Raw genomic sequence first — 22,534 nt, 5'->3', positions numbered from 1 at the left:
ACGGTTAGCACCTTCCACCTCTAACTGATTAAAAGCCGCCGCGATAAACGGATTGCTGATTGTATCCTGCATTATTACTGTATCTGTAGCTTGCAGATTTAAATCGTTTCCAGCAGAAAGTTGACCTTGTAAAGAGAGATTACCTGCGGCTAAACTTAAATCTTGCCCGACAACTAAGTTCCCTCGATTGGTAATAGACGCATTTGCCCCATTGTTCCCGTATTGCAAGCCTGGGGTTAGATTAATTGTCAGTAAAGGCGGGGCTTCTGGGTTCGTGGCGCTAAACGTTAAGCCATTCTCAAATACCACCCCATCGGCTGTGGTTCCCACAAAGGAACCCGCTACATCCAGACGCGCCCCTTCACCAAAGATAATCCCATTAGGATTAAGTAAATATAACGACGCTTGTCCATTTACGCCCAACGTTCCTAAGATGTCCGATACATCATTCCCCGTGACTCGCGAGAAAATCGTTTCAATCCCCTGAGGATTGGCAAAATAGACGCGCCCTCCCTCTCCCACATTAAATTCTAAGAAACTGTGAAACAAATTCGTGTCGCGAATTGCCCCTCCTTCAATCAAATCGGCTGGCAAACCTTTGATATCCACATTCGGTGTCACAATAGACGATTCAACACCTAGAGTGGTATCCGGTTGAATCTGCGCCAATGCGGGTGCCGCGACGGATGCGATCGCGCCCCATCCTGCTAAAATCAGGCTTAACTCCCATGGTTTATGCCCTAACCCCTGGCTTGCCATATCCGTTAGATGGTAGATGATCTTGAAGAAGGCACTATTATACCTCAACTCAAGTCTAGATCATTTAAACCGAGGGAACAGGGATATAGTAGGGTGGGCAATGCCCACCCGCTTGACGGGCGATTATCTGCTAGGATGAACTCGGCTAAAATTGCTTCTTCTGTATCGTCATCCAACTACTTATGCAACTCGAAGATTATTTTAATTTCCTCTAGTAAATATTTAGCCGACTGGTTAGAGTGGAATCACCAGCAAGTTAAAGCACAACACCTTAACCCATCGCCTACGGCTATTCGGATGCGGAAACTTAGAGCAGAACAAAGAAAGAAAGAAAAAGAAGAATGCTCAAGTATCTCCTAGATGAAAATGTAGACCCTAACTATAAAATTCAACGACTAGAGCTAAACCCCGATTTAATTGTGTGGGCGGTTGGGGAACCGAATACTCCCCCAATCTGAATCCGTTTTAACGGGTTTCAGCTTTTAGCCAGAACTTTAGTTCTAGGCTTAAGCTATTTACTATTTAACTAATGCGATCGCGCCGTTGTGATACCTTAAGATTAAGCAGGGATAATCCCAGAATTACTAAAAATAACACTAATCCAATCGTGCAAGCATAACCGATTTCCAAATCCGCAAACGCTTGCTCATACAAATAATACACCACCGTTTTGGAACTATTGCGGGGTCCCCCTTGGGTCATGATATAAACTTCTTCAAACACCTTCGTCGCCGAAATAGCCGAAATGACCGCAACCAAAGCCAAATAGGGACCCATTAAGGGAACCGTAATATCCCAATGTTTCCCAAACCCATCCGAACCATCCAACGCCGCCGCTTCATAGAGTTGGTCAGGAATCGATTGCAAACCTGCCAGATAAATCACCATGTAGTAGCCTAACCCCTTCCACACCGTTACTGCCATAACACTAAAAATCGCCCAATCTGGACTCGTCAGCCAGGGAATGCCCTCTTTAAACCCAATCCAACTAAGTATCTGATTAAATAAACCATTTTCCGCATAAAGCCACCGCCACGCAATTCCCGCCACCACCATCGAAACCACCACAGGAGTGTAATACGCCGCCCGAAACCAGCTAATCCCCCGCAGTTTCTGATTGACCAAAATCGCTAATCCTAAGGGGAGTGCGACTAAAATTGGCACAACGCCAATCAGATATAACACCGTGTTCCCCACCGTTTGCCAAAATACTCGGTCTTTCCCCAAACGTTGCAGATTCGCCAAGCCCACCCATTCAGGCGTTTGGGTCAAATCATAGTCGTATTGCGTAAAACTCAGGTAAAAGGCTTGACAAGCGGGCAAAAATACGGTTAATCCCAAGATAACTAGGGCTGGGAGTAAAAAGAGGTACGGGGTTAACTTAGGCGGGATGACAAACGAATCCTTTGACATCTGAGATCCAAATTGTTAGGGAAAATAAAAATTTAACATCATACTGTAGCCTAGCTAACAGTTTCTTGTTCTTAATCTTAGTCTAATCTTATTATTTACCTCACTATAACCCAATATTCCCTTATCTAAGTTGACAAGGTTGGGGGGGTGAGATATTACGGTGCTATCTATCATCAACCCGATTATTGGCTTGGGCGAGGTAAACCAGGTTCGGCGACACCTGATTAGGAGTTGCGTTTAAAATATTGCACCTGTCGTTTTCTTCCCACCTTAAGCTTAAACCCACCGAACTTAACGCTGGCATTCCTCTCTAGATGACCGGAAAAGAATTCCTGTCGATTGAACTTGAGTGGGTGGGAACTTACGGATAAGGAGACCAGATATTCACGCTGGGAAGCCAGGACAATTCCGGGAGTTAGGGTTGAACTCAAGAAGCTTCTCGCATCGCGTCTCGGTGATACCTAATCCGAGGAAGTTACCCCAAACGGGGGTACTTTTTCCTTCTATTCCTTCTACCATCTGCCATCTGCTTTGTCCCTACCAAACCAATGAGGAATGAACCCGAATTTAGTCTGAGGGACTTTCCCCGCACAATACGTTGGAGTTTTATGTAGCCGTGAAACCTATAGAAGTAAGCTACAGCCATTTATTGGAAAAAGATAGACAAACTGAACTAGAGACCACCGTACTCGAACTTCTCAGTATCCCCACCCATTCCCAATCCACCCGGCTAGGAGACAGTGACACCGTATTGTGGCAAACGCTAGTGCAATCCATTCCCCTACCCTTAGTTATTGCCCGCTTAACCGATGGTGTTATCCTGTATGCTAATGAGCATTACAACTCAACCTTTGAGTCCGGGCAACAGAAGCGTTCTAGAGTCAATAGACAGGTTTGCGATCGCCAAACTCTATCCTTATATCACGATTTTGCCCAACGACAGAGACTATTACAGGTTTTAGTCAGCCAAGGCTATTTGCGAGATTACGCAGTCAAAATGCCGAGTCACGATGGCAAGGCGATTTGGAGCCTAGTTTCTCTGCAACGGTTAACCTTTAAGCAGGAATCAGCCTTTCTTGCCATTTTCCAGCCGATTACGGACGACTCGCATCACCACGAATCCCTCCAATCCTTACCCCCATTACCTCAGGAAACAGCCACATCACCTCAACCAACACGTCGCCAGTTAATAGCGAATGCCGTGTGTGAACAGGAGGTCAAATTTTGTACCTTAGCCGAAACCATTCCCGCTGCTGTCTTAATCTATCAAAGCAATCAGTTAGTCTATGTGAATTCCACCGTCTGTGAAATTACAGGATACAGCCAATCGGAATTATTAACCATGCATTTATCGGACTTGCTGCATCCGAGTAGCCACGCCTTCATGCCCAAAGCATCCCGGAGTGAAAAGGCGCAGAGGGGAGAAAAACGTCGCTATGATGTGCAAATCCTGACCAAAACCGGTGATAGGCGCTGGCTGGATACGAGTACCCGGATTATTGAGTTTCAAGGAAAACCTGCCATCCTTTTAAGTGCCTTTGATATCAGCAATTACAAGCAAGCTGAAGGGGCTTGGCAAGAAAGTCAGCGCACCCTAGCCACACTGATGGGCAATCTGCCAGGGATGGCGTATCGGTGTCGAGCGGATAGTCAATGGACGATGGAGTTTGTCAGTGAGGGCTGTTTTAATCTGCTGCACTACAATCCCCGTGATTTGGTGGAAAATCAGGCATTAATGTTCAGTGAGGTGATTCATCCAGAAGACCGAGAACGGGTGAAGCAGGATGTGCAAGCCGCCGTTACCAAAAAACGACCCTATCAACTCGAATATCGGATTACTACAGCCACGGGGATTCAGAAATGGGTGTGGGAACAAGGGTGCGGCATTTTTTCTCGCCACGGAGAATTACAGGCTTTAGAGGGCTTTATTACGGAGATCACCGAACGGAAATGGGCAACAGACGCCCTAGAACTGTTGCAAACCATGACCCAGGCGATTGGTGAAGCCCCAGATTTTCAGTCCGCCTTGTATGTCACCTTGAGCAAAGTGGGACAAGCCACCCATTGGGATTTGGGCGAAGCTTGGGTCAAACGTGCTGATGGGAAGGTTTTAGAATGTTCCACAATTTGGCGCAGAGAAGAGGAACAGCCTTTGAAGGCAGACGGTAAGGAGCAAGGTGGAACGGTAAAAGGAAATGATAACAGTTTAGACCGACAGGATCGGACATCTACTCACACCGATAAAGGCGCGGCGTCTCCCTATCCCCCTGTCTTAAGGTCTGAGGCGTCCAGCCGGCAAGACTTTTGCCATTACAGTCCCGCCTTTACCTTTGCTTTAGGCTGTGGACTACCCGGACGAGTTTGGGCATCCCGCCGCCCAGAATGGATTCCCGATGTTTCCCGTGCGCCTCATTCCTCCTTCGTGCGCTCCTCTATGGCAAAAGCTTGTGGTCTTAAAGCGGGCTTTGCGGTGCCAATTAGCGCTCATGACCAGGTTCTGGCAGTATTAACGTTTTTCCGGTTTGAATCGCGGCAAACGGAGCGGCGTTTGGTCAACTTGATTTCTACCGTAGCCGCCCAATTAGGGGTAGCGATTGAGCGCAAACAGGCGGAAGTGGCGTTGCGTTCCTCTGAGGCGGAGTTGCGGGCATTATTTGCAGCGATGACGGATTCTATCTTTGTTTTGGATAGTCAGGGATATTTCCTGAAAATTGCCCCGACGAATCCTGACCCCATGTTGTTGCCGAAAAATGCCAAAGAATTTGTGGGCAAAACCCTGCATCAATTCTTTGCCCCTACTCAAGCCGATCAGTTCTTGACCTATATTCAGGAGGCAATCGCCACATCTTCGCGTCTGAATATTGAGTATAGCTTACCCGTAGGCGATCGCGAGGTTTGGTTTGCGGCGACGATTTCCCCCACCTTAGAAGACTCCGTGGTTTGGGTAGCACGGGATATTACGGAACGGAAACAGGCAGAACAGGCATTAAAACAGGCAGAAGCCAAATATCGCAGTATTTTTGAGAATGCCTTGGAAGGGATTTTCCAATCCACGGCTGATGGGCATTATATTAGCGCCAATCCTGCCCTTGCCCGTTTATACGGCTATTCCTCTCCCGATGAATTGATGGTGCGACTGACAGATATCGAACATCAGCTTTATGTTGATCCCCAGCGACGGGCTGAGTTTAGTCGGCTATTGCAAGAAAATGATGCGGTAGCTGATTTTGAGTCCCAAGTCTATCGCAAAGATGGCAGCGTGATTTGGATTGCCGAAAATGCCCGTGCTGTTCGGGATATGATGACCGGAGAATTGCTGTATTACGAAGGCACAGTCGAAGATATCACCGAACACAAATTGGCAAAAGACCAACTGCAAACCCGGGCATTTTACGATACATTGACCGGATTGCCCAATCGGGCGTTATTTATGGATCGCTTAACTCATACCGTAGAGCGAGCCAAACGCCATCCCACCTATCGCTTTGCCCTACTCTTTTTGGATTTAGATCGGTTTAAAGTGGTCAATGATAGTTTAGGGCATCTGCTTGGGGATCAACTGCTGATTGGCATTGCCCGTCGCTTAGAATCCTGTTTGCGGACAGAGGATACAGTGGCTCGATTGGGTGGAGATGAGTTTACCATTCTGCTGGAGGATATTGAAGATATTCACCACGCAACCCGCGTAGCGGAACGAATTCAGCAAGAATTAGCCGCCCCATTTAATTTAGATGGACATGAAGTCTTTACCGGGGCGAGTGTCGGGATTGTTTTAAGTCGGGAGATCCGAAAGGAAGGGGATATCACCAACTATGATTGTCCTGAAGATTTGTTGCGGGATGCCGATACCGCCCTCTACCGGGCAAAAGCATTAGGACGCTCCCGCTATGAGATATTTGACCTGACGATGCACCAAAATGCCCTCAGCGTCTTGCAGTTGGAAACCGAATTGCGGCGGGCGGTGGAAAACCAGGAATTTGAGATTTACTATCAGCCGATAGTCTCTCTCTCAACCCATCAGATTGCTGGGTTTGAGGCACTATTGCGTTGGCATCATCCCAGCCGAGGATTAGTGTATCCCGGTGAGTTTATCCCCATGGCAGAGGAAACGGGATTAATTATTCCCATGGGGTGGTGGATGTTGCGCCAAGCCTGTCGTCAGTTAGAACTTTGGCATGATACGGTTCAGGACAGTGAACTTAGTCAAGAATTGGCTGATCAGTTGACGATTTATGTCAATCTTTCCAGCAAGCAGTTTTTACAACCGGAACTCCTAGAACACCTGGACAAAATTCTGCATGAGACGCATCTGCATCCGAGTCATTTGAAGTTGGAAATTACTGAAAGCTGCTTACTGGCAGACCCAGAGATAGCGGAAGAACGGCTCAAAGAATTACGCGATCGCCAAATTGGGTTATGTATTGATGACTTTGGTACGGGGTATTCGTCCTTAAGTCATTTACATCGATTTCCCATTGATACGATTAAGATTGATCAGTCTTTGATTAGTAATATTAGCATCGAGGATCAAGAGCATTGTGAAGCAGGCATGATCAATCGCACCAAAGGATTACCCCTGCAAATTGTCCGCACAATTATCATGTTGGCAGATAGTCTGGGAATGAAGGTCATTGCTGAAGGGGTAGAAACAAAAGAGCAATTGACACAACTGCGGCGACTCGATTGTGACTATGCTCAAGGGTATTTATTTCAAGCACCCTTAGATGCGTTGACAGCCGGAAAACTTCGCGTTGATCCTAAATGAGATGAAGCGGATTCGGTGGGCGTCCTCAGATGATGATCTACCCATCCACCAATAGCGCCAAACGATATAGGTTTAATCGCACTGAAAAGCGTGCATTTTATCACCGAAACCCTTGATATACCGTAGGGTGGGCATTGCCCACCAGAATACGAGGAGCGTACCATTCGATATAAGTTTATATACCCACCAAGAGCGCGATCGCTAAACGACACAGGTACGGCTACTGGAGAGGTAATCAAGTTATCCTGCTATTTTACCAATGTAGATGGGAAAGGTGAATTAGAAACTGTCCTAAAAACTATTAAGTCTCAGGATTCTACGTTTGCTAGTTGATATTTGGGATTTAGAACATCCTGTACTAGAAGAAGTAAAGAAATTTTTAAGGATTTTTACGGATGAGTAGATATAGAGTGACGCCACCAACGCAGGCGGTGGGAATTTGTCTATTGAGCATTGACAGTGGGACAACGTGGAGTTATGGGTCAATGAGATATGCATTTTGTGCATTTCTCCTGAGATAATGAATACCCTGACCAACACGAAGGAAGAACAAATAACAAATGACTAAAACTGCATGGGTATTTCCGGGACAGGGTTCTCAAGCTGTCGGTATGGGAACCGACTTAGCCGATTTACCCTTGGCTCAAGCCAAATTCGCCCAAGCCCAGGAAATCTTAGGCTGGGACGTGCTAGAACTGTGCCAGAGTTCTGAAGAGAAACTGTCTCGCACTCTCTATACTCAACCCTGTCTCTATGTCATCGAAAGCATCCTAGCCGATATTATCCAGGAACGAGGACATCAACCGCACCTCGTCGCGGGTCACAGTTTGGGCGAATATGTCGCACTCTACGTTGCGGGTGTCTTCGACTTTGAGGCGGGGTTAAATCTGGTCAAACGTCGTGCTGAACTAATGGATAGTGTCTCAGGTGGTATGATGGCGGCTTTAATTGGATTTAATCAAGAGCAGCTTGACGAATACATCCAGCAGCATGATGATGTGGTATTAGCTAATGATAATAGTCCAACGCAAGTCGTGATTTCTGGAACCCCCGATGCGGTAGAAGCATTATTGAGTCAAGTGAAAGCCAAGCGAGTAGTACGCTTAAATGTATCTGGGGCATTTCACTCACCGTTCATGGCATCAGCCGCGACGGAGTTTCAAGGGGTGTTAGAGTCTGTTCCCTTTAGTGACGCGAAGATTCCCGTGTTATCTAATGCAGAACCCATACCCGCCACAGAAGCGGCTGTTCTCAAGGAACGTCTCCAACATCAAATGACTGGAAGTGTGCGCTGGCGAGAAATTTCCTTACACCTGTCAGAGGAAGGGATTGAGAAGGTGGTAGAAATTGGTCCGGGGAAAGTTCTCACAGGCTTAATTAAACGGATGTGTCGGGATGCCGCCTTGGAAAATATCGGTAGCTTATCAGATTTGCCCGGTTAACCTATTGGTTGTTGATAACTGATACTCTAATACAACAGCCCCAAATCTAGGGATTATGTTTAAGTCGATTTGTGGCAATAAACCCAAATCAATTACCTTTTGTCATTAGTCCGTAAATCATAACGAATGACCAATGACATAAGACGTAGCTTGCTTCTCAAGGGAGCGAGTTCTCCACGGTTAATTGAATTTTTCCCATCTACTTAGGATGTTCTGTGACTAGAAACCGCGAACCCTTTGCTAGCCTAATTCTCTACCACGCCTTTAAATGGTCTGTAGTAAGCCCAGTGCTTAACATTTACCTACGAGGTCACATCCATGGTGCAGAAAATGTGCCGATGGATGGTCCACTCGTCGTAGTTAGTAACCACGCCAGTGACTTTGACCCGCCGATTTTGTCCAATTGCGTGCGGCGTCCAGTGGCATTTATGGCAAAAGAGGAACTATTTCGGGTTCCGGGACTCAAACAAGCTATTCAGTTATACGGCGCTTACCCAGTGAAGCGGGGTGCAGCAGACCGAAGTGCGATTCGTGCGGCGATTGAGTGTTTATCACAGGGGTGGGCTGTGGGTGTCTTTTTACAAGGCACACGCACACCGGATGGTCGTATTCCGGAACCCAAGTTAGGTGCGGCATTAATTGCAGCGAAGGGAAACGCCCCTCTATTACCCGTGAGTTTATGGGGGACTCATCGCATTTTTCCTAAAGAATCACCGATACCGCGTCCTGTACCCGTAACCGTGCGAATTGGTCAACCCATTGCCCCCCCAGCTTCGACGAAACGACCGGATTTAGCCGCCGTGACTCAGAGGTGTCAAGCTGCTATTCATGCTTTGCATGATTTAGGGCGATAAATTAGATGCGATAAATCGCATCGGGTACAGGACGTGCTTTTCGGTTAATCAAAATAGAAAATGGTCACCACCTTGCGTTGTTCCTCAGCCTCCTCACAGGTTCTCAGCAAGGTTTTGCTGTCATGAAAGGCGAAGCAAACAAGCTGTTGACATCGAGAAATGATTTCGGAGTTACACAACGCACTGGCTTCTGCCAGAGACAGATGATCATTTTCTGGGTTTTCTACTAAGTGCATCACTTGTTGGAGTTGAACTTGCGACTCCCGTGGCTGACGTTCTAAGCTTTGGGGCAAAATGACCGTCAGCAAATTCGGGTCAGCACGCATCGCACCGCGAATCGCGGCTGAGTTCGTACCTGTTGCGCCAGAGGTCATCAGACGATTGCCACCTAGAACCAAGGCATAACTCATCATCTCGATCAGATGTTGATGGGTAATGGGTACATGACGCGATCCTAACAGGGCAATCCGCTTAGAACCTGTTTGCTGGATTGTCGCAAGTTCTTGCGCTAAGGTATCTACACCGGAGATTTCTACTGATTGATTCAAAGATGCTGGTTTAGGCTGAACAACCTAGGTATTTTAGCAAAACCAGCGACAGTTAGAACTATTAGCTCGCAAAAAGGTGGCGGAGGTGTACAGGTGCAGGGGGGCGGGGAGAGAAAAACTATTTTGGCTTGATCCGACTTGCTTGCCACTTGGCTAATGTTCGTGCTACATTAATATACTGTTTGGTTCGTTTGGACGCATAGCTCAGTTGGTTAGAGCACCACGTTGACATCGTGGGGGTCACTGGTTCGAGTCCAGTTGTGTCCATTTAATTCAGAGTAATAGGGTGTATTGGGGGAAAGGATAGACGCGATCTGCTGTAAGCTCTACTCGAAGAGCGATCGCACGCTGAGAATAGAAAAGGTGCGATCGCGTGGGAGTCCAGGTATTTGTAGGGGCGGGCGCGAGCCGCTTAATTTCGATGTTTGTGATAACATTTTAACAAAACCCGCCCTGTCTCAAAATGGAGGTGTGTTTTAGGCGATCGCTGTTTTGATCAGGAATTAGTGCAAACCGGGAGGGAAAGGGCGATCGCATTCTGGGGATAGAGAAGGTGCGATCGCAATCCTTACCCATACCCCAAAGGCGATCAGCATAATGTTTTAGTACACTGAAGCTTGAAACTTGCTATTTTTTTAGATGCCACGCCTTGATGTTTATCATGATGTCGTCAAAGTTGCCCTGATTAAAGATGGCTGGACAATTACTCATGATCCATTGACGATTGAATTTGAGGATTTGACAGTTTATGCTGATCTCGGTGCAGAAAAAATTATTGCGGCTCAACGGTGTGAGCAAAAAATCGCTGTAGAAATCAAAGTATTTCGCACACCTTCACCTGTTACCGAGTTAGAGCGAGCGATTGGACAATACTATTTATATTTGACTTTTATTGCCAAACAGGAGCCAGATCGCGCTCTTTATCTGGCGATTCCTGAACGAACTTACCTTAACTTTTTCCAGCGTCTGTCGATTCAGGTGTTTATCAAAGAACGTAGAATTTCTTTTTTTGTTTTTAACCCAGAACAGGAGGAGATTGTCAAATGGATCACTCACTAAGTAAGTTAGAGCGATATCAAGCAATTGCCCAAGATATTATCAATGATTATGCAGGTTATAAACCGAGTCAGGGGAATATTGAGCTAAGAGCGATCGCGGCTCAAGATTCCTATTTACTGATTAGTTTTGGTTGGAATGGGGAGCGACGGGTTCACAGTGTAATTTTACATCTGCGAATTGTTGACGATAAGTTCTGGTTAGAACGGGATGAAACAGAGGAAGGCATCACCCAGGATTTACTGGATCGAGGTGTTCCTCATCAGGATATTGTTTTGGCGTTTTATCATCCTGAAGATCGTAAGTTGACGGAATTCGCGATCGCCTAGGTATTTTAGGGTAAAAAAGGGAGGCGATCGCACTTGGGAGATTATCATCAGAATGGTTTATCTCACGGTAAAGATATAGTTGGACTAAGTCAGTCGTACAATTTTAGCGAGAGGTTCATTAATGAATAAGGTTACTGTAGAAGAAATCACTCAAGATTTAATCAATTATCTTCAACGGGTTAAGGCTGGAGAAAGTTTTGTGATTTTTCAAGCAAACCAACCGATTGCAAAAATCATTTCGGCTAAATCTGAGGGGATTTCAGATGCTTTTGATGCTTTTCGCTCCAGGATCATTTCAGAAGGAATGGATTTAGATAGCGATGAAATTTTTGCCAATGTCCGGGACTACACCCCGACTCCTGAAAAACCTTGCTGGTGATGAATATAAAATTCCTCTGAAAATTGGTTTGTTTAGCAGGCGATCGCTGTTTTGATCAGGAATTAGTGCAAACCGGGAGGGAAAGGGCGATCGCACGCTGGGGATAGAGGGGATGCGATCGCGTGGGAGTCCAGGTATTTGTTTGATATTTGTGATAACGTTTCAACCCAACCCGCCCTGACTCAAAATGGAGGTGTGTTGTTAGGCGATCGCTCTGTGCCAATCCAAACATCCCCAAGGCTTTGATTCCATGTCAAAATAGTATTTATCGTCTCATTTTCGGACAGTTTAATCGATGAACATATCTTTGACACCTGAACTCGAGCAATTTATTGATTCAACCGTCAAAAAGGGTAGGTATTCATCCCCTAGTGAAGTTATTCAGGCGGCGTTACGATTGCTAGAGGAACGCGAGATGGAACGTTTACTGCGATTAGAGGAACTCAGAAAGGAAATTGCTATTGGCATTGAACATTCAGATCAAGGAGATATATTCGATGGAGAAGAAGTGATTAAAGAACTCAGACAAGAAATTCGGCAGTCAGAACAGGGTGCATAATGAGCAACTATAGTTTTAGTGCGCCAGCTCGTCAAGATTTAAGGCAAATAAAAAACTATATGGCACAGTTTAGTTTAAGTGCAGCTAGTCGTTTTCTTGATGCTTTTGAGGAAAAATGCTGTTTATTAGCGGATTTTCCGGAAATGGGACGTTCTCGTCAGGAACTCGCTCCTAGTTTACGCAGTTTACCTGTGGATAAATATGTCAACTTGTTTGGTTCGCCGCTAATTTTTTGGCTTCTAGGACTTCCATGCGTGCTAGAGTAGTTGCAGCTTCTGCTAGATAGAGTGCAGTCATGGCTCGAATTGAGGGGTCATTCTCGCGACGCAGTTCTTGGGAGAGGGTAAAAACTCTCGTTCTATAGGCTTCGATAGATTCTGAATCGATCGCGTATTTCATCGGTTTAACTATCCAGGCTATGTGATGTGACTTGGATTCTCAGAAGTTGACGTTCGGCTTCTGAATAAATATATCGTACTTCTAAAAGTTCTCTAGCTAAGAGTTCCACTTCCTGTTCGGCTTCAGGCGGATTGAGTGCTGGATGTTTGGCAACAGCTATATAGTTGCCTAATGGCAAATTATAGAAATGAGCATCCGCAAACCGAAGATTGACAGACTGTTCGTCATAAATTAGTCCGTCTTTTTTGACAAGTGCGATAACGGCTACACCGTCAATTGAGGTCATGGCGACTGCTGCCTCATTGCGAATCACAATTAATATATCTGACATATCCTCATTTTACATCCAGGTAGCACTCTCAATCCATTTCCCTGGTGATTGCACTTTTATTGAATCTCTATCATGTGATCGCACCTTTTGATCAAACAGCTTCGATGGGGAAAGGGAAAGCGCGATCGCATTCTGGGAATAGAGGAGGTGCGATCGCGTGGGAGTCCAGGTATTTGTAGGGGCGGGTTTAGTCGTTTAATTTTAATGTTTGTAATAACGTTTCAACAAAACCCGCCCTGACTCAAAATGGAGGTGTGTTTTAGGCGATCGCTCTTTTGATCAGGAATTTGCGCCAACTGGGAGGGAGAGGGCGATCGCATTCTGGGAATAGAGGAGGTGCGATCGCACGCTGGGGATAGAGGAGGTGCGATCGCGTGGGAATCCAGGTATTTGTAGGGGCGGGTTTAGGCGTTTAATTTTGATGTTTGTGATAAGGTTTCAACAAAACCCGCCCTGGCTAAAAATGGGGGTGTGTTTTAGGCGATCGCTCTTTTGATCAGGGATTAGTGCAAATTGGGAGGGAAAGGGCGATCGCACGCTGAGAATAGAGGGAATGCGATCGCGTGGGAGTCCAGGTATTTGTAGGGGCGGGTTTAGCCGCTTAATTTCGATGTTGGTGATAACGTTTCAACAAAACCCGCCCTGGCTGAAAATGGGGGTGTGTTTTAGGCGATCGCTGTTTTGATCAGGAATTAGTGCAAACTGGGAGGGAAAGGGCGATCGCACGCTGGGGATAGAGGGGATGCGATCGCGTGGGAGTCCAGGTATTTGTAGGGGCGGGTTTAGCTGCTTAATTTTGATGTTGGTGATAAGGTTTCAACAAAACCCGCCCTGACTCAAAATGGAGGTGTATTTTAGGCGATCGCTCTTTTGATCAGGGATTGGCGCTAACCGGGAGGGAGAGGGCGATCGCACGCTGGGGATAGAGGAGGTGCGATCGCGTGGGAGTCCAGGTATTTGTAGGGGCGGGTTTAGGCGTTTAATTTTGATGTTGGTGATAAGGTTTCAACAAAACCCGCCCTGACTCAAAATGGAGGTGTATTTTAGGCGATCGCTCTTAGGTGGAATGGTACTGACTTAAGGCTGGTGGGCAATGCCCACCCTACGGCTAAGGATTGATGCCAGGAATTTCAAAGGGAACAGAATTTCCTTGAGCATTATGAACGGCTACGTGTAAATGAGAAGCTGTACTCCATCCAGAGTGTCCTTGTTCAGCAATCTTTTGTCCAGCGTTAACCCGATCACCCTCTCGCACTACAACTGAGCTTTGTTTTAGGTGAAGATAACGAGAGACATACCCGTTACCGTGATCGATATAAACAAGATTCGCCCTGTTTGCCCACGCTGGATCATCTTTTCCATCATCGGCAAAGTGACTGATGACCTTTATTACCGTTCCTGAACGCATAGCGTACACGGGAGCGCCTTTAAATGCATCGAAATCCATTGCATAGGCTGATGAACCCTTATGAGAGAAGTCCGTGTTCCATCCCTGAGTTAGCGATCCTTTTCCTTCAAGTGGGTGAGAGAAACCCTTCAAAGGATTAGATATTGTTGGATTGGAATGAAGATCAGGCTCATTACCATTATTCCCACCGCCATCATCACCACCGTCACCACCGGGCAACCCTTCAGGATTCCCGAAAGTATACGCACTCGGCACCCAAGTATCCGTCCCCTTAATGCGGAACCAGCGATTATCAGGAGTTCCCAACTGGGTATCAGTCGCCGTCTCCCCATGCGTCCAAGCATCAAACGTCAACCACTGCTTATAACCCGTTGCACCTCCCGTCCGGTGATGCAAATTAGGCGTGTGACGATGAGCCGTTCCACGATTAGGCATCGCCCAACCTACAAACTCTTTGTAGTTATAGGTATGCGCCCGAACTGAACCATCACCCATAATCTGAATATATCCATGTTGGAACGGTTGGTAAGTAATGCCCTTCCCAATATCACGCGCATCCCCAGTCGGATAACCAAACTTCCTTGGTCCTCCTTTGCTCAAATAAGTATCCCAAATCTTGCCGTGGATATAGTAGAAAGCATTTGTATTATGCCGACGCATCAAAATCCCACGACCATTCTTGCCATGATCGAAATCTTGGACATAACCATGATGCCAGAGGTGAACATCATTAATCGGTAGCCCAACTCGGTCATAACCACCATGTTTCTGGAACGCTCCAGGGAGTTCTCGACTCAAATTATTGTTAGCATCCAAGCCAACAACATACTTGGAAGCCTTCTCCATTCCTAGTTTGGCTCGTACACCACCACCATATTCCCGATGCTTCACCTCAACCGGATACTGTCCCCCCTTCGTAAACGTGGCATATCCCGTGGTCTGGGTGGCGATTTCCTTCATCTTGTCAATTGGCTTTTGACCGTTCACCGACACAATAAAGCCATCATCGTGATCCGCTTTAAAGCGATACGTTCCCCGGTCAAACGGTCGATTCGTCGTCCAACGTACCGAGAAATTATCCTTCGGCATTCCCAGAGCCGGACTTTGAGAAGAATTCCAGTATCGATCTAAATTGCCACGAGAACCGCTATCTTGGCTTACCACCAAAGGATCGCCCGCCCAATTTCGATTATCAAAATACTCACCTCGCCACGCATCTGCGGGAATCGTCAGCGTCTTCGGCGTTCCCAGGGCATATTCGTAATAGGTGGGATTCGTCATTCCCGGTGCCCAGAACAAGCGTCCATTCTGCAACTCCAATTCATAGGCTCCATTGCCCAAATCCTTTTGAGAAGCTACAGGAGGACCAAACTGAGTGACACCTCCTCCATTTTGATACGCTTCCCACAACTTACCAAAAACATAGTGACCCGTATCAGCAAAAATCGCCCCACGTCCCTGAGTGCCTCGGAACTCCTGATAAAAAGCAGGTAGTATCCACATTGGACCATAGGAACCAGATGGAATAGGTGATGCATAGTATTTTTGCTGCAAGTTGTCAACAGGAACACCAACGGCTCCCTCCCCTAATTGTTGCTCTAGTTCAGCATGAATTGTAGCTAACTGGGGTGCAACCGCATCACCCGAACTATCAGATAGATAATCCCAATCCAAACCGACATAAGCTCGTCCATATTTTTCCGAATGTTCTACCTCAATCCGATGAATACCTGAAGGCAGAACGATTTCTTCTTCATGAGGCGTATCATAGGGGGGATTACTCCAGCGATCTATGACTTTCTCCCCGTTGATAAAGACACGAACTCCATCATCTCCTTTTAACTTAAAGTTATAAGTTCCTTCGCGTAAATAACGATGAGTGGTCAGACGAGAGGAGAAATTATCCTGGGAAACTTTAGAATCTGGACTTCCTTGACTCCAATTCAGGTCAAAATCTCCCAACCATCCAGAAGGGGTTGGGTTAACAATGCGCGTAACCACGGGCGCACCCTGCAAGTCCCGATTGTTATAATATTCAGCTACCCAAGGTTGAAGCCACCCCGAACCCGATGAATTACCCCCATCAAGATCCAATGGTTGATAGGTATAGATAGGTTCTCCTGCTACCTTTTTCCAGTCAAACAGAATTGCCGCACCTCCCCAGTCTTCGTAATGCTCGACGCGAATCCGGTGATAGCCCTTATCCAAAGCCAGTAAGACCTTATTCGTCGTCAAGGCTTGCAACTTCCATTGATCAATAACTAACTGGTCATTAATCCAGACTCTGACCCCATCATCCGACTTACTCGTAAACTCATAAACGCCAGGTTCGTTGAAATAACGGGTTGTAGTTGATCGATCAGAAAAGTCATTATCACCAATGGGTATACCCCATTCATGACCTTGCCCCCAGTCTTTATTCAGGAAACCTGTTCCTCCGCTACGATAACCCGCCAAATTCTTAGGATTTAGGTCTTTGCCTCGGAAAAATTCAATAGCCCATTCTTTTGGAGGATTAGCCTGTTCCCACCGGAGTAAGTTGGCAGCACTGCCTTTATTTTCATGGTACTCAACCATCACCTGATGATAACCCGGTTCAATAGCAGCAAAAGCTCGTCGTTCCTCAAAGGGCGAATCTTTCCACTTGTCGATAATTAACTTGCCATCCACATAAACACGCACCCCATCATCAGCCTGATTGATGAAGTTATAAATCCCGCCATCAAAATAGCTGGTGGTAATCCAACGCGCCCCAAATTGATCTTCCTTAATCCCTCGCGTTCCCACAGGTGCGCCACCTCCTGCATGGAAGCGCAAATCGCTCATTTCTTCATATTTCGACCACTGAGGAGAACCCGTTAGGTTTTTGTTATTCCAATATTGAGCGTGCCAATTGGACGTGCTGCTGTTGCCGCTATCTGGAGGCAAAGAGTCGATCGCTTTCGTATTATAAACAGTTGTTCCATATTGGGGATGCCATAGCATATATCCCCCTTCAAAGTCCTGCTTCACCCAACCATTGCCAATACCCTGCTCTCGGCTAGTGGGGAAACCCAACCAACTCGAAGGACCACCCATTTTGTCATAACGCCCGCCAATCGCGCCCCAAGTGGGATGTGCGCCATGTTTCGACAGCCAAATTTTACTGGGAATCCCGTCACGTCCGCCCCGGAAATGTTGAACCTGACCACCGCTTTTATCTAAGCCACCTTGAACCGGGATTGCATCAGTTTTGGGATAGCCAACGCTTCTGGCACCACCAAGCTGCATAAACTTCGTCCAAATCTGACCCCCAACCCAGTAGGAGTTATCATTGGCGTTGGACTTCATAATGGCTCCCCGACCTTGAGAACCGCCCTCAAAATCTTGAGTATGACCGTCTTCCCACACATGAACATTATTGATGGGATAGCCTAACTTGGGAATTGCGCCATTGCGTTGATAGGTATTGACATAGGTGCTATGAACCGACCGCCCATCGTAACCTACCGGACGAAAATCTCCCGTCCAGTCATTCAATAAACCCGAAGGTTCCCACTTGAAGGTTTGACCCGCAATGCCACCTTTTTCAAAATATTCAACGACTATATTATGCTCGCCTTCAGGAATAGCAATATAAGCATCCCGGCGCGACCAAGGTTCACCCGTTTTCCACTTGTCAATCACTTTCACGCCATCGACATAAACCCGCACTCCATCATCAGCTTGACTGATAAAGTTATAGAAGCCCCCCTCAAAATGACTGGTCGTTTCCCAACGGGTAGAGAAATTATCCTCTTTAACCCCTCGCGTTCCCACTGGCGCACCCAAACCCGCATTAAAGCGAATTTCTCCAGGCGGTTCGGTCATTGTCCACGCAGGAACACCAGAAAGATTGGTATTATTCCAGTATTTAACTGTCCATTCATTGGTACTCCCGTGACCACTATCCGGGGGTAAAGAATTAACCGCTTTTGTGTTGTAAACAGTCGTTCCATGTTGGGGATGCCATAGCATATATCCCCCTTCAAAGTTCTGCTTCACCCAACCATTACCAATTCCTTTTTCACCACTGGTGGGGAAACCAAGCCAACTCGAAGAACCACCCATTTTGTCATAACGTCCACCAATAGCTCCCCAAGTGGGATGTGCGCCATGCTTAGACGACCAAATTTTACTGGGAATTCCCTTAGCCCCTCGGAAGTGCTGAACTTTACCACCACTATTATCTAAGCCACCTTTAACCCGAATTGCATCAGTTTTGGGATAACCGACATATTCCGCACCACCCCGATTCAAAAACTCTTGCCAAATCTTTCCACCAACCCAGTAAGCATTAGAGCTACCATCGGGTTTCATGATTGCGCCTTGACCATCACGCCCCCCGGTAAACTGTTGCGTATGACCACCTTCCCAAGGCTCAACATAACCTGTAGGAAGTCCTACGCCCTCAAAACGACCATTCCGATTAAATGCTTGGATGAAGCCCGAATGAGTGATTTTTCCATCAAATCCAATCTGACTCCAAACCGGGATATTCCCAGGAACTTCTTTTACTGGAAATCCGCTACCAGTGAAATAAGGAATTGCTTTCTGACCATTCCAAATAATATGACCATTCTTAAAGGTTTGCTTAAGGAATCCATTACCTAAATCAACAGGCTCACTAATGGGTTGTCCCAATTTAACTTTGTTGGCTTTATAAACATCGTCAATTGCTTTTTGAGCAACACTACTTAAAGAATCAGTAGGAGATTGTGCTGATCCTGATGACTTGATAGGAACGACTAAATCATCACTCCAGTGTTTGCCATCGAAAGCAGCAATGACAATTGACTGTTCTTTATCTGGCTCACTTCCAGCAACAAACTGCAAATCTTTAAGTTGACTAGCGTTGATGTACAGGGTTCGAGGTTGTTTCACACCATTCAAGGTGAAATAGCCACTGTTACTACCAGAATCTCGGTTATGGAAGTAGTAACTTTGCATATCATCGCCGTCAGAATCTTGGACGCTGAAGAGGCTTGCTCCAGGAACAGTAGCACCAGGGGATAAAGTAACGTTGTTGATGCTAATCACGGGTAAATGGTTAGTAGCTGCGGAGCCATTGATAGGAAGTGGATTGGCGACAAAATTACCGTATTGACTCCAGTGCTTACCATCAAAAGCCCGAATAGCAAGAGTTTCAGTCTTTCCTGCTTCGCTACTCGCCACAAATTGCATATTTTTCAACTGGCTCGCATTCACATAAATTGAGCCAGATTGCCTTACACCATTAAGCGTGATGTAGCCACTGTTATCACCATGATCTCGGTCGTAGATGTGATAGATCTGCATAGCGTCGCCATCAGCATCATTGACACTAAATAGGGTAGAGAGTGGTACAGTTTCTTCTGGCTTAAATGCGCGATTATGTACAATAATTTCTGGTTGCTTATTTTCCTGGATAGAGCCATTAATGGTCTGAGGATTGATGACAGCATTAATCACTGAACTCCAGACCTTGCCATCAGAAGCCCGAATTGAAAACGTCTGAGTCTTTCCTAGTTCGCTACCGCTCACGAATTGCAAATCCTTGAGTTGGTCTGCATTGATAGTAAAAGAGACACCCGTCTTAACCCCATTTAGAGTAAAGTAGCCACTACCAGGCATTCGATCAGATGAATAAAATTTGTATTGCAGAATAGGATTACCCTCTTGATGCGTCACTGAGAAGAAGTTGGCAGCAGGGATAACTTCATTAGGCGAGGCATGAAGATTATGCACTGTCAGAGTGGGAGCGCTACTATTGACAGCGCGATCGCCTGTTGTAAAGACCCCTTCACCACTCCAAGTTTCAGGAATTAAGAGATTGGGTGTGATATGTTCCTCTGGCTTCGTAGCTTTCGCTAAATGAACCGCCGCTGCTATATTCAACAAGCCAGCACCCGTTTCAGCATCATGACTCGTACTGCCCAAATCCGTGGCTGTATTCTTAATAATCTCAGCCACCTGGCGGTAACTCAACTCAGGATTCGCCGCCCAAACTTGAGACACCGCCCCCGTCACCTTCGCCGTGGCTACGGAAGTCCCAGCCATAGCACTGGTTCCTTCTTCAGCTAACGACAATTGAGGATTATCCACCGTCCCGCCATAAGCCATTACATCCAACCCATGACCATAACTGGAATAATCCGTGCGGTCAGCCCCCTTCCAAACCGACGTTTCCGGGTCAAACTGTTCCGCCGCCCCCACGGTGAGGATATTGTCAAACTCCTGCGAAGCCTGTCCTAATACCGACATCACATCCCCATCATTGCCAGCCGCCACTACTAACATCACATTATTTTGACGGGCATATTCAATCGCGGATCGTTCTTGAGGGGTAAACTCATAACGAGTGGTAACATTTCCATCTGCATCAATTTGAGTCAAATCCATACTCAGATTAACCACAGCATTGGGTTGACCCGATTCTTGAGCCGCATCGACAAATTCGACTAATGATTCTGCCCATTGACCAGAACCCACAGCACGCCCAACCCAAAGCGGCGCATCATCATTAATTCCTTCAACGCCAATATCGTTATCTTGAGTCGCCCCAATGATTCCTAATACATGAGTGCCATGTTCATTCCCCTCACCCGCTTCCATCAGAGGGTTATTATCGCCATCAATCCGGTCTTGCCCTAAACTGATTCGGCTATAGTCAATATCAGGATTATTGTCACTGAAGCCTGTATCAATAATGCCGACTAACGGCTGATTTTCTGGAGGAAACTCATTCTGGACAGGTTCATCCAGTTCAGAATCTATGGTCGGTTCGGTGACGATTTCACTATTGTTAACAGATTCATCGATAACAACATCCGTTGATTCTTCAGTTGTCGGTTCGGTGACGATTTCAGCCTCATCGACTGGGATGTCATCGGTTGGAGATTCTCCGACTAATTCATCGGTTAATAGTTCGCCATCATCAGGCGTATCTGGAGTAATATAAGGTTCAGCATAATCAATCAACGCTTGACCCAAATCCGTCTCCCGCCAATCCTTTCCAGACTCAATCACCTCATCCATTAAAGCCGCTTCACCCGTCGCCCCGCGTACTTGGAAAATAACATCGTTATAATCCCCATCCGACTCCGTATCCACCCGCAAATCTTCCATCACAAAGGTACTTCCATCCCCCGTGACATCAGCAATTTGCCCCACATGAAACGCATCTTCTGGATTCGCTGTCGCCATGGAAAATAGGGGACGCGCCGCCCCTCCCACATCGGGATTATCAAACACCCGTTGCACTGTATTATTGGGAACCAGCATAAAACCAAACTCATCCCCTGGACGCATTTGGACTGTCTTAACTCCCAAATACTCTCCAGAATTTCGGTCACTTTCTCCTAATTCACCAACGAACCGCGCCCCTTCGGTTTGGTCACTAATCACAATATGACCTAACTCCGAATCACTCAACGCACGAGACGCCGCTTCCTGAATAAACGCCTCCGAACCCGGTTCAAACTCCTCCATCCCCTCTAAACTAAAGACGGCGAGTTCACCTTCATATCCCCCACCATCAAAGAGGAAATCAACACTAACTTCCCCAGTTTGCCCAACCGTAAACACGCCGGATTCAAAACTCACACTGGAACTATCTAACCCAGTTAATAGCGATTCATTTAACAGCGTTTCGTCCGTCAGCGCCTCATCTGTCGCTTCACTTTCCGCCACGTCATCCAGTGAGGTAACAAAGGGAATCTCTTCTAACGTTTCCTCTCCCTCAACCGACGTGACAAAAGCAATCTCCTCTAAATTATTATCTGAAATAGTGTCAAACCCTTCCTCCATCTCCGGAATATCAATATCAGCAATTTGGTCAGCCGAGATATCGATATCCACGATATCTATAGGATTATCCGTGCCATCCAATAAACCACTAGGCGTTAAAATCGGTTCTAATATAAAGGCTTGCGGTAACTCCTGACGCTTCTTTTTCGACGTAAAGCCTTGAGCAGCAGGACGTTTCTTTGAGGAAAAATTAAACCAAGACATAGATGACCCTCTTGTGGAATAGTGCAGGTAAAATTACAGATTCAGCCAAGGGGCAAAATCTATCAGATGCTATGAGTTGCTAAGGGGTTAACCCCATTCAAATTGGTAGGCAAATTCGACTCTAGCCAAGCCCACAATTATGACGATGAATTAAGGAAACACTGGATAAGCACGCTGAAACCCAAACGCTGCTGCCAGTCAATGGAAACAAGTCCTCCAGCAAATTCTGTTACTGAATAGAGCAGCAATTGCCAGCAGCAAACTCGGACAGAAAACCTATTA

16 protein-coding genes, 1 tRNA gene and 1 pseudogene are annotated in these 22,534 nt (G+C 46.5%); 11 read left to right on the top strand and 7 right to left on the bottom strand.

The genetic code is table 11. The features are described 5' to 3' along the window. Positions 1 to 759: filamentous hemagglutinin N-terminal domain-containing protein (locus tag RIB93_RS33035; protein WP_446379632.1), on the bottom strand; the 759-nt coding region annotated here is incomplete at its 3' end. A gap of 135 nt (positions 760 to 894) precedes the next feature. Here RIB93_RS33035 and RIB93_RS33030 point away from each other — a divergent pair. Then, complete coding sequence (locus RIB93_RS33030; protein ID WP_446379630.1) at positions 895 to 1,119, top strand: hypothetical protein; 225 nt, start codon at positions 895 to 897, stop codon at positions 1,117 to 1,119. Between the two features lie 162 nt (positions 1,120 to 1,281). On the opposite strand, the gene RIB93_RS33025 is transcribed toward RIB93_RS33030, so the two are convergent. After that, positions 1,282 to 2,172 carry a carbohydrate ABC transporter permease gene (locus RIB93_RS33025; RefSeq protein ID WP_446379628.1) on the bottom strand — a complete coding sequence of 297 codons (891 nt, stop codon included), beginning with the start codon at positions 2,170 to 2,172 and terminating at the stop codon, positions 1,282 to 1,284. 616 nt (positions 2,173 to 2,788) lie between these two features. On the opposite strand from RIB93_RS33025, the gene RIB93_RS33020 reads away from it, so the two are divergent. From RIB93_RS33020 to RIB93_RS33005, 4 genes and pseudogenes are all read left to right on the top strand, one after another. Then, positions 2,789 to 6,937 carry an EAL domain-containing protein gene (locus RIB93_RS33020; RefSeq protein WP_446379626.1) on the top strand — a complete coding sequence of 1,383 codons (4,149 nt, stop codon included), beginning with the start codon at positions 2,789 to 2,791 and terminating at the stop codon, positions 6,935 to 6,937. A 243-nt stretch (positions 6,938 to 7,180) separates the two neighbouring features. Continuing rightward, a pseudogene (locus RIB93_RS33015) lies at positions 7,181 to 7,264 on the top strand (DUF3226 domain-containing protein); the annotation flags it as partial. A gap of 233 nt (positions 7,265 to 7,497) precedes the next feature. After that, complete coding sequence (gene fabD / locus RIB93_RS33010; RefSeq protein WP_446379624.1) at positions 7,498 to 8,379, top strand: ACP S-malonyltransferase; 882 nt, start codon at positions 7,498 to 7,500, stop codon at positions 8,377 to 8,379. A 215-nt stretch (positions 8,380 to 8,594) separates the two neighbouring features. Continuing rightward, complete coding sequence (locus RIB93_RS33005) at positions 8,595 to 9,233, top strand: lysophospholipid acyltransferase family protein (protein ID WP_446379622.1); 639 nt, start codon at positions 8,595 to 8,597, stop codon at positions 9,231 to 9,233. Between the two features lie 44 nt (positions 9,234 to 9,277). Here RIB93_RS33005 and RIB93_RS33000 read toward each other — a convergent pair whose 3' ends face one another. Beyond that, on the bottom strand, positions 9,278 to 9,781 hold the full coding sequence (locus RIB93_RS33000) for a DNA recombination-mediator protein A (RefSeq protein WP_446341271.1): 504 nt from the start codon (positions 9,779 to 9,781) through the stop codon (positions 9,278 to 9,280). A gap of 193 nt (positions 9,782 to 9,974) precedes the next feature. On the opposite strand from RIB93_RS33000, the gene RIB93_RS32995 reads away from it, so the two are divergent. From RIB93_RS32995 to RIB93_RS32980, 4 genes are all read left to right on the top strand, one after another. Further along, positions 9,975 to 10,048, top strand: a tRNA-Val gene (locus tag RIB93_RS32995). A 372-nt stretch (positions 10,049 to 10,420) separates the two neighbouring features. Beyond that, on the top strand, positions 10,421 to 10,840 hold the full coding sequence (locus tag RIB93_RS32990) for an element excision factor XisH family protein (protein ID WP_446379620.1): 420 nt from the start codon (positions 10,421 to 10,423) through the stop codon (positions 10,838 to 10,840). Beyond that, positions 10,825 to 11,166, top strand: a complete 342-nt coding sequence (locus RIB93_RS32985; protein WP_446379616.1) for an element excision factor XisI family protein — start codon at positions 10,825 to 10,827, stop codon at positions 11,164 to 11,166. Before RIB93_RS32990 ends, RIB93_RS32985 begins: the two co-directional genes overlap by 16 nt. Before the next feature lie 121 nt (positions 11,167 to 11,287). Then, the gene (locus tag RIB93_RS32980; protein WP_446379613.1) at positions 11,288 to 11,545 is read left to right on the top strand and encodes a type II toxin-antitoxin system Phd/YefM family antitoxin; all 258 of its coding nucleotides are present in this window, start codon (positions 11,288 to 11,290) and stop codon (positions 11,543 to 11,545) included. Between the two features lie 55 nt (positions 11,546 to 11,600). Here RIB93_RS32980 and RIB93_RS32975 read toward each other — a convergent pair whose 3' ends face one another. Continuing rightward, entirely contained in the window at positions 11,601 to 11,777 is a 177-nt protein-coding gene (locus RIB93_RS32975; protein ID WP_446379611.1) for a hypothetical protein, read from the bottom strand. A gap of 63 nt (positions 11,778 to 11,840) precedes the next feature. Between RIB93_RS32975 and RIB93_RS32970 the strand changes: the two genes are divergently transcribed. Both RIB93_RS32970 and RIB93_RS32965 read left to right on the top strand, forming a co-directional pair. Beyond that, positions 11,841 to 12,104 (top strand): type II toxin-antitoxin system ParD family antitoxin, encoded by a 264-nt coding sequence (locus RIB93_RS32970; RefSeq protein WP_446379609.1) that lies wholly within the window; start codon positions 11,841 to 11,843, stop codon positions 12,102 to 12,104. Beyond that, positions 12,104 to 12,370, top strand: coding sequence for a type II toxin-antitoxin system RelE/ParE family toxin (locus tag RIB93_RS32965; RefSeq protein ID WP_446379607.1), 267 nt, complete (start codon positions 12,104 to 12,106; stop codon positions 12,368 to 12,370). The genes RIB93_RS32970 and RIB93_RS32965 overlap by 1 nt, the downstream gene beginning before the upstream one ends. On the opposite strand, the gene RIB93_RS32960 is transcribed toward RIB93_RS32965, so the two are convergent. The 3 genes from RIB93_RS32960 to RIB93_RS32950 form a co-directional block, all read right to left on the bottom strand. Further along, on the bottom strand, positions 12,309 to 12,503 hold the full coding sequence (locus RIB93_RS32960; protein ID WP_446379605.1) for a hypothetical protein: 195 nt from the start codon (positions 12,501 to 12,503) through the stop codon (positions 12,309 to 12,311). The genes RIB93_RS32965 and RIB93_RS32960 overlap by 62 nt on opposite strands. A 4-nt stretch (positions 12,504 to 12,507) precedes the next feature. Further along, on the bottom strand, positions 12,508 to 12,834 hold the full coding sequence (locus RIB93_RS32955) for a hypothetical protein (protein ID WP_446379603.1): 327 nt from the start codon (positions 12,832 to 12,834) through the stop codon (positions 12,508 to 12,510). Between the two features lie 1,108 nt (positions 12,835 to 13,942). Beyond that, positions 13,943 to 22,252, bottom strand: a complete 8,310-nt coding sequence (locus RIB93_RS32950; protein ID WP_446379601.1) for a PA14 domain-containing protein — start codon at positions 22,250 to 22,252, stop codon at positions 13,943 to 13,945. Positions 22,253 to 22,534: the final 282 nt, after the last annotated feature.

Source organism: Coleofasciculus sp. D1-CHI-01, from assembly GCF_040218875.1.
Lineage (GTDB): Bacteria > Cyanobacteriota > Cyanobacteriia > Cyanobacteriales > Coleofasciculaceae > Coleofasciculus.
This window is presented reverse-complemented; position numbering and strand designations above follow the sequence as displayed.

What these genes read in the sequence shown, in the direction of transcription:
- RIB93_RS32950 (WP_446379601.1), bottom strand. Translation starts at nt 22,252, where the DNA reads ATGTCTTGGTTTAATTTTTCCTCAAAGAAACGTCCTGCTGCTCAAGGC.
- RIB93_RS32955 (WP_446379603.1), bottom strand. Translation starts at nt 12,834, where the DNA reads ATGTCAGATATATTAATTGTGATTCGCAATGAGGCAGCAGTCGCCATG.
- RIB93_RS32975 (WP_446379611.1), bottom strand. Translation starts at nt 11,777, where the DNA reads ATGTTTGGATTGGCACAGAGCGATCGCCTAACAACACACCTCCATTTT.
- fabD (WP_446379624.1), top strand. Translation starts at nt 7,498, where the DNA reads ATGACTAAAACTGCATGGGTATTTCCGGGACAGGGTTCTCAAGCTGTC.
- RIB93_RS32960 (WP_446379605.1), bottom strand. Translation starts at nt 12,503, where the DNA reads ATGAAATACGCGATCGATTCAGAATCTATCGAAGCCTATAGAACGAGA.
- RIB93_RS32980 (WP_446379613.1), top strand. Translation starts at nt 11,288, where the DNA reads ATGAATAAGGTTACTGTAGAAGAAATCACTCAAGATTTAATCAATTAT.
- RIB93_RS32990 (WP_446379620.1), top strand. Translation starts at nt 10,421, where the DNA reads ATGCCACGCCTTGATGTTTATCATGATGTCGTCAAAGTTGCCCTGATT.
- RIB93_RS33030 (WP_446379630.1), top strand. Translation starts at nt 895, where the DNA reads ATGAACTCGGCTAAAATTGCTTCTTCTGTATCGTCATCCAACTACTTA.
- RIB93_RS32985 (WP_446379616.1), top strand. Translation starts at nt 10,825, where the DNA reads ATGGATCACTCACTAAGTAAGTTAGAGCGATATCAAGCAATTGCCCAA.
- RIB93_RS33025 (WP_446379628.1), bottom strand. Translation starts at nt 2,172, where the DNA reads ATGTCAAAGGATTCGTTTGTCATCCCGCCTAAGTTAACCCCGTACCTC.
- RIB93_RS32970 (WP_446379609.1), top strand. Translation starts at nt 11,841, where the DNA reads ATGAACATATCTTTGACACCTGAACTCGAGCAATTTATTGATTCAACC.
- RIB93_RS32965 (WP_446379607.1), top strand. Translation starts at nt 12,104, where the DNA reads ATGAGCAACTATAGTTTTAGTGCGCCAGCTCGTCAAGATTTAAGGCAA.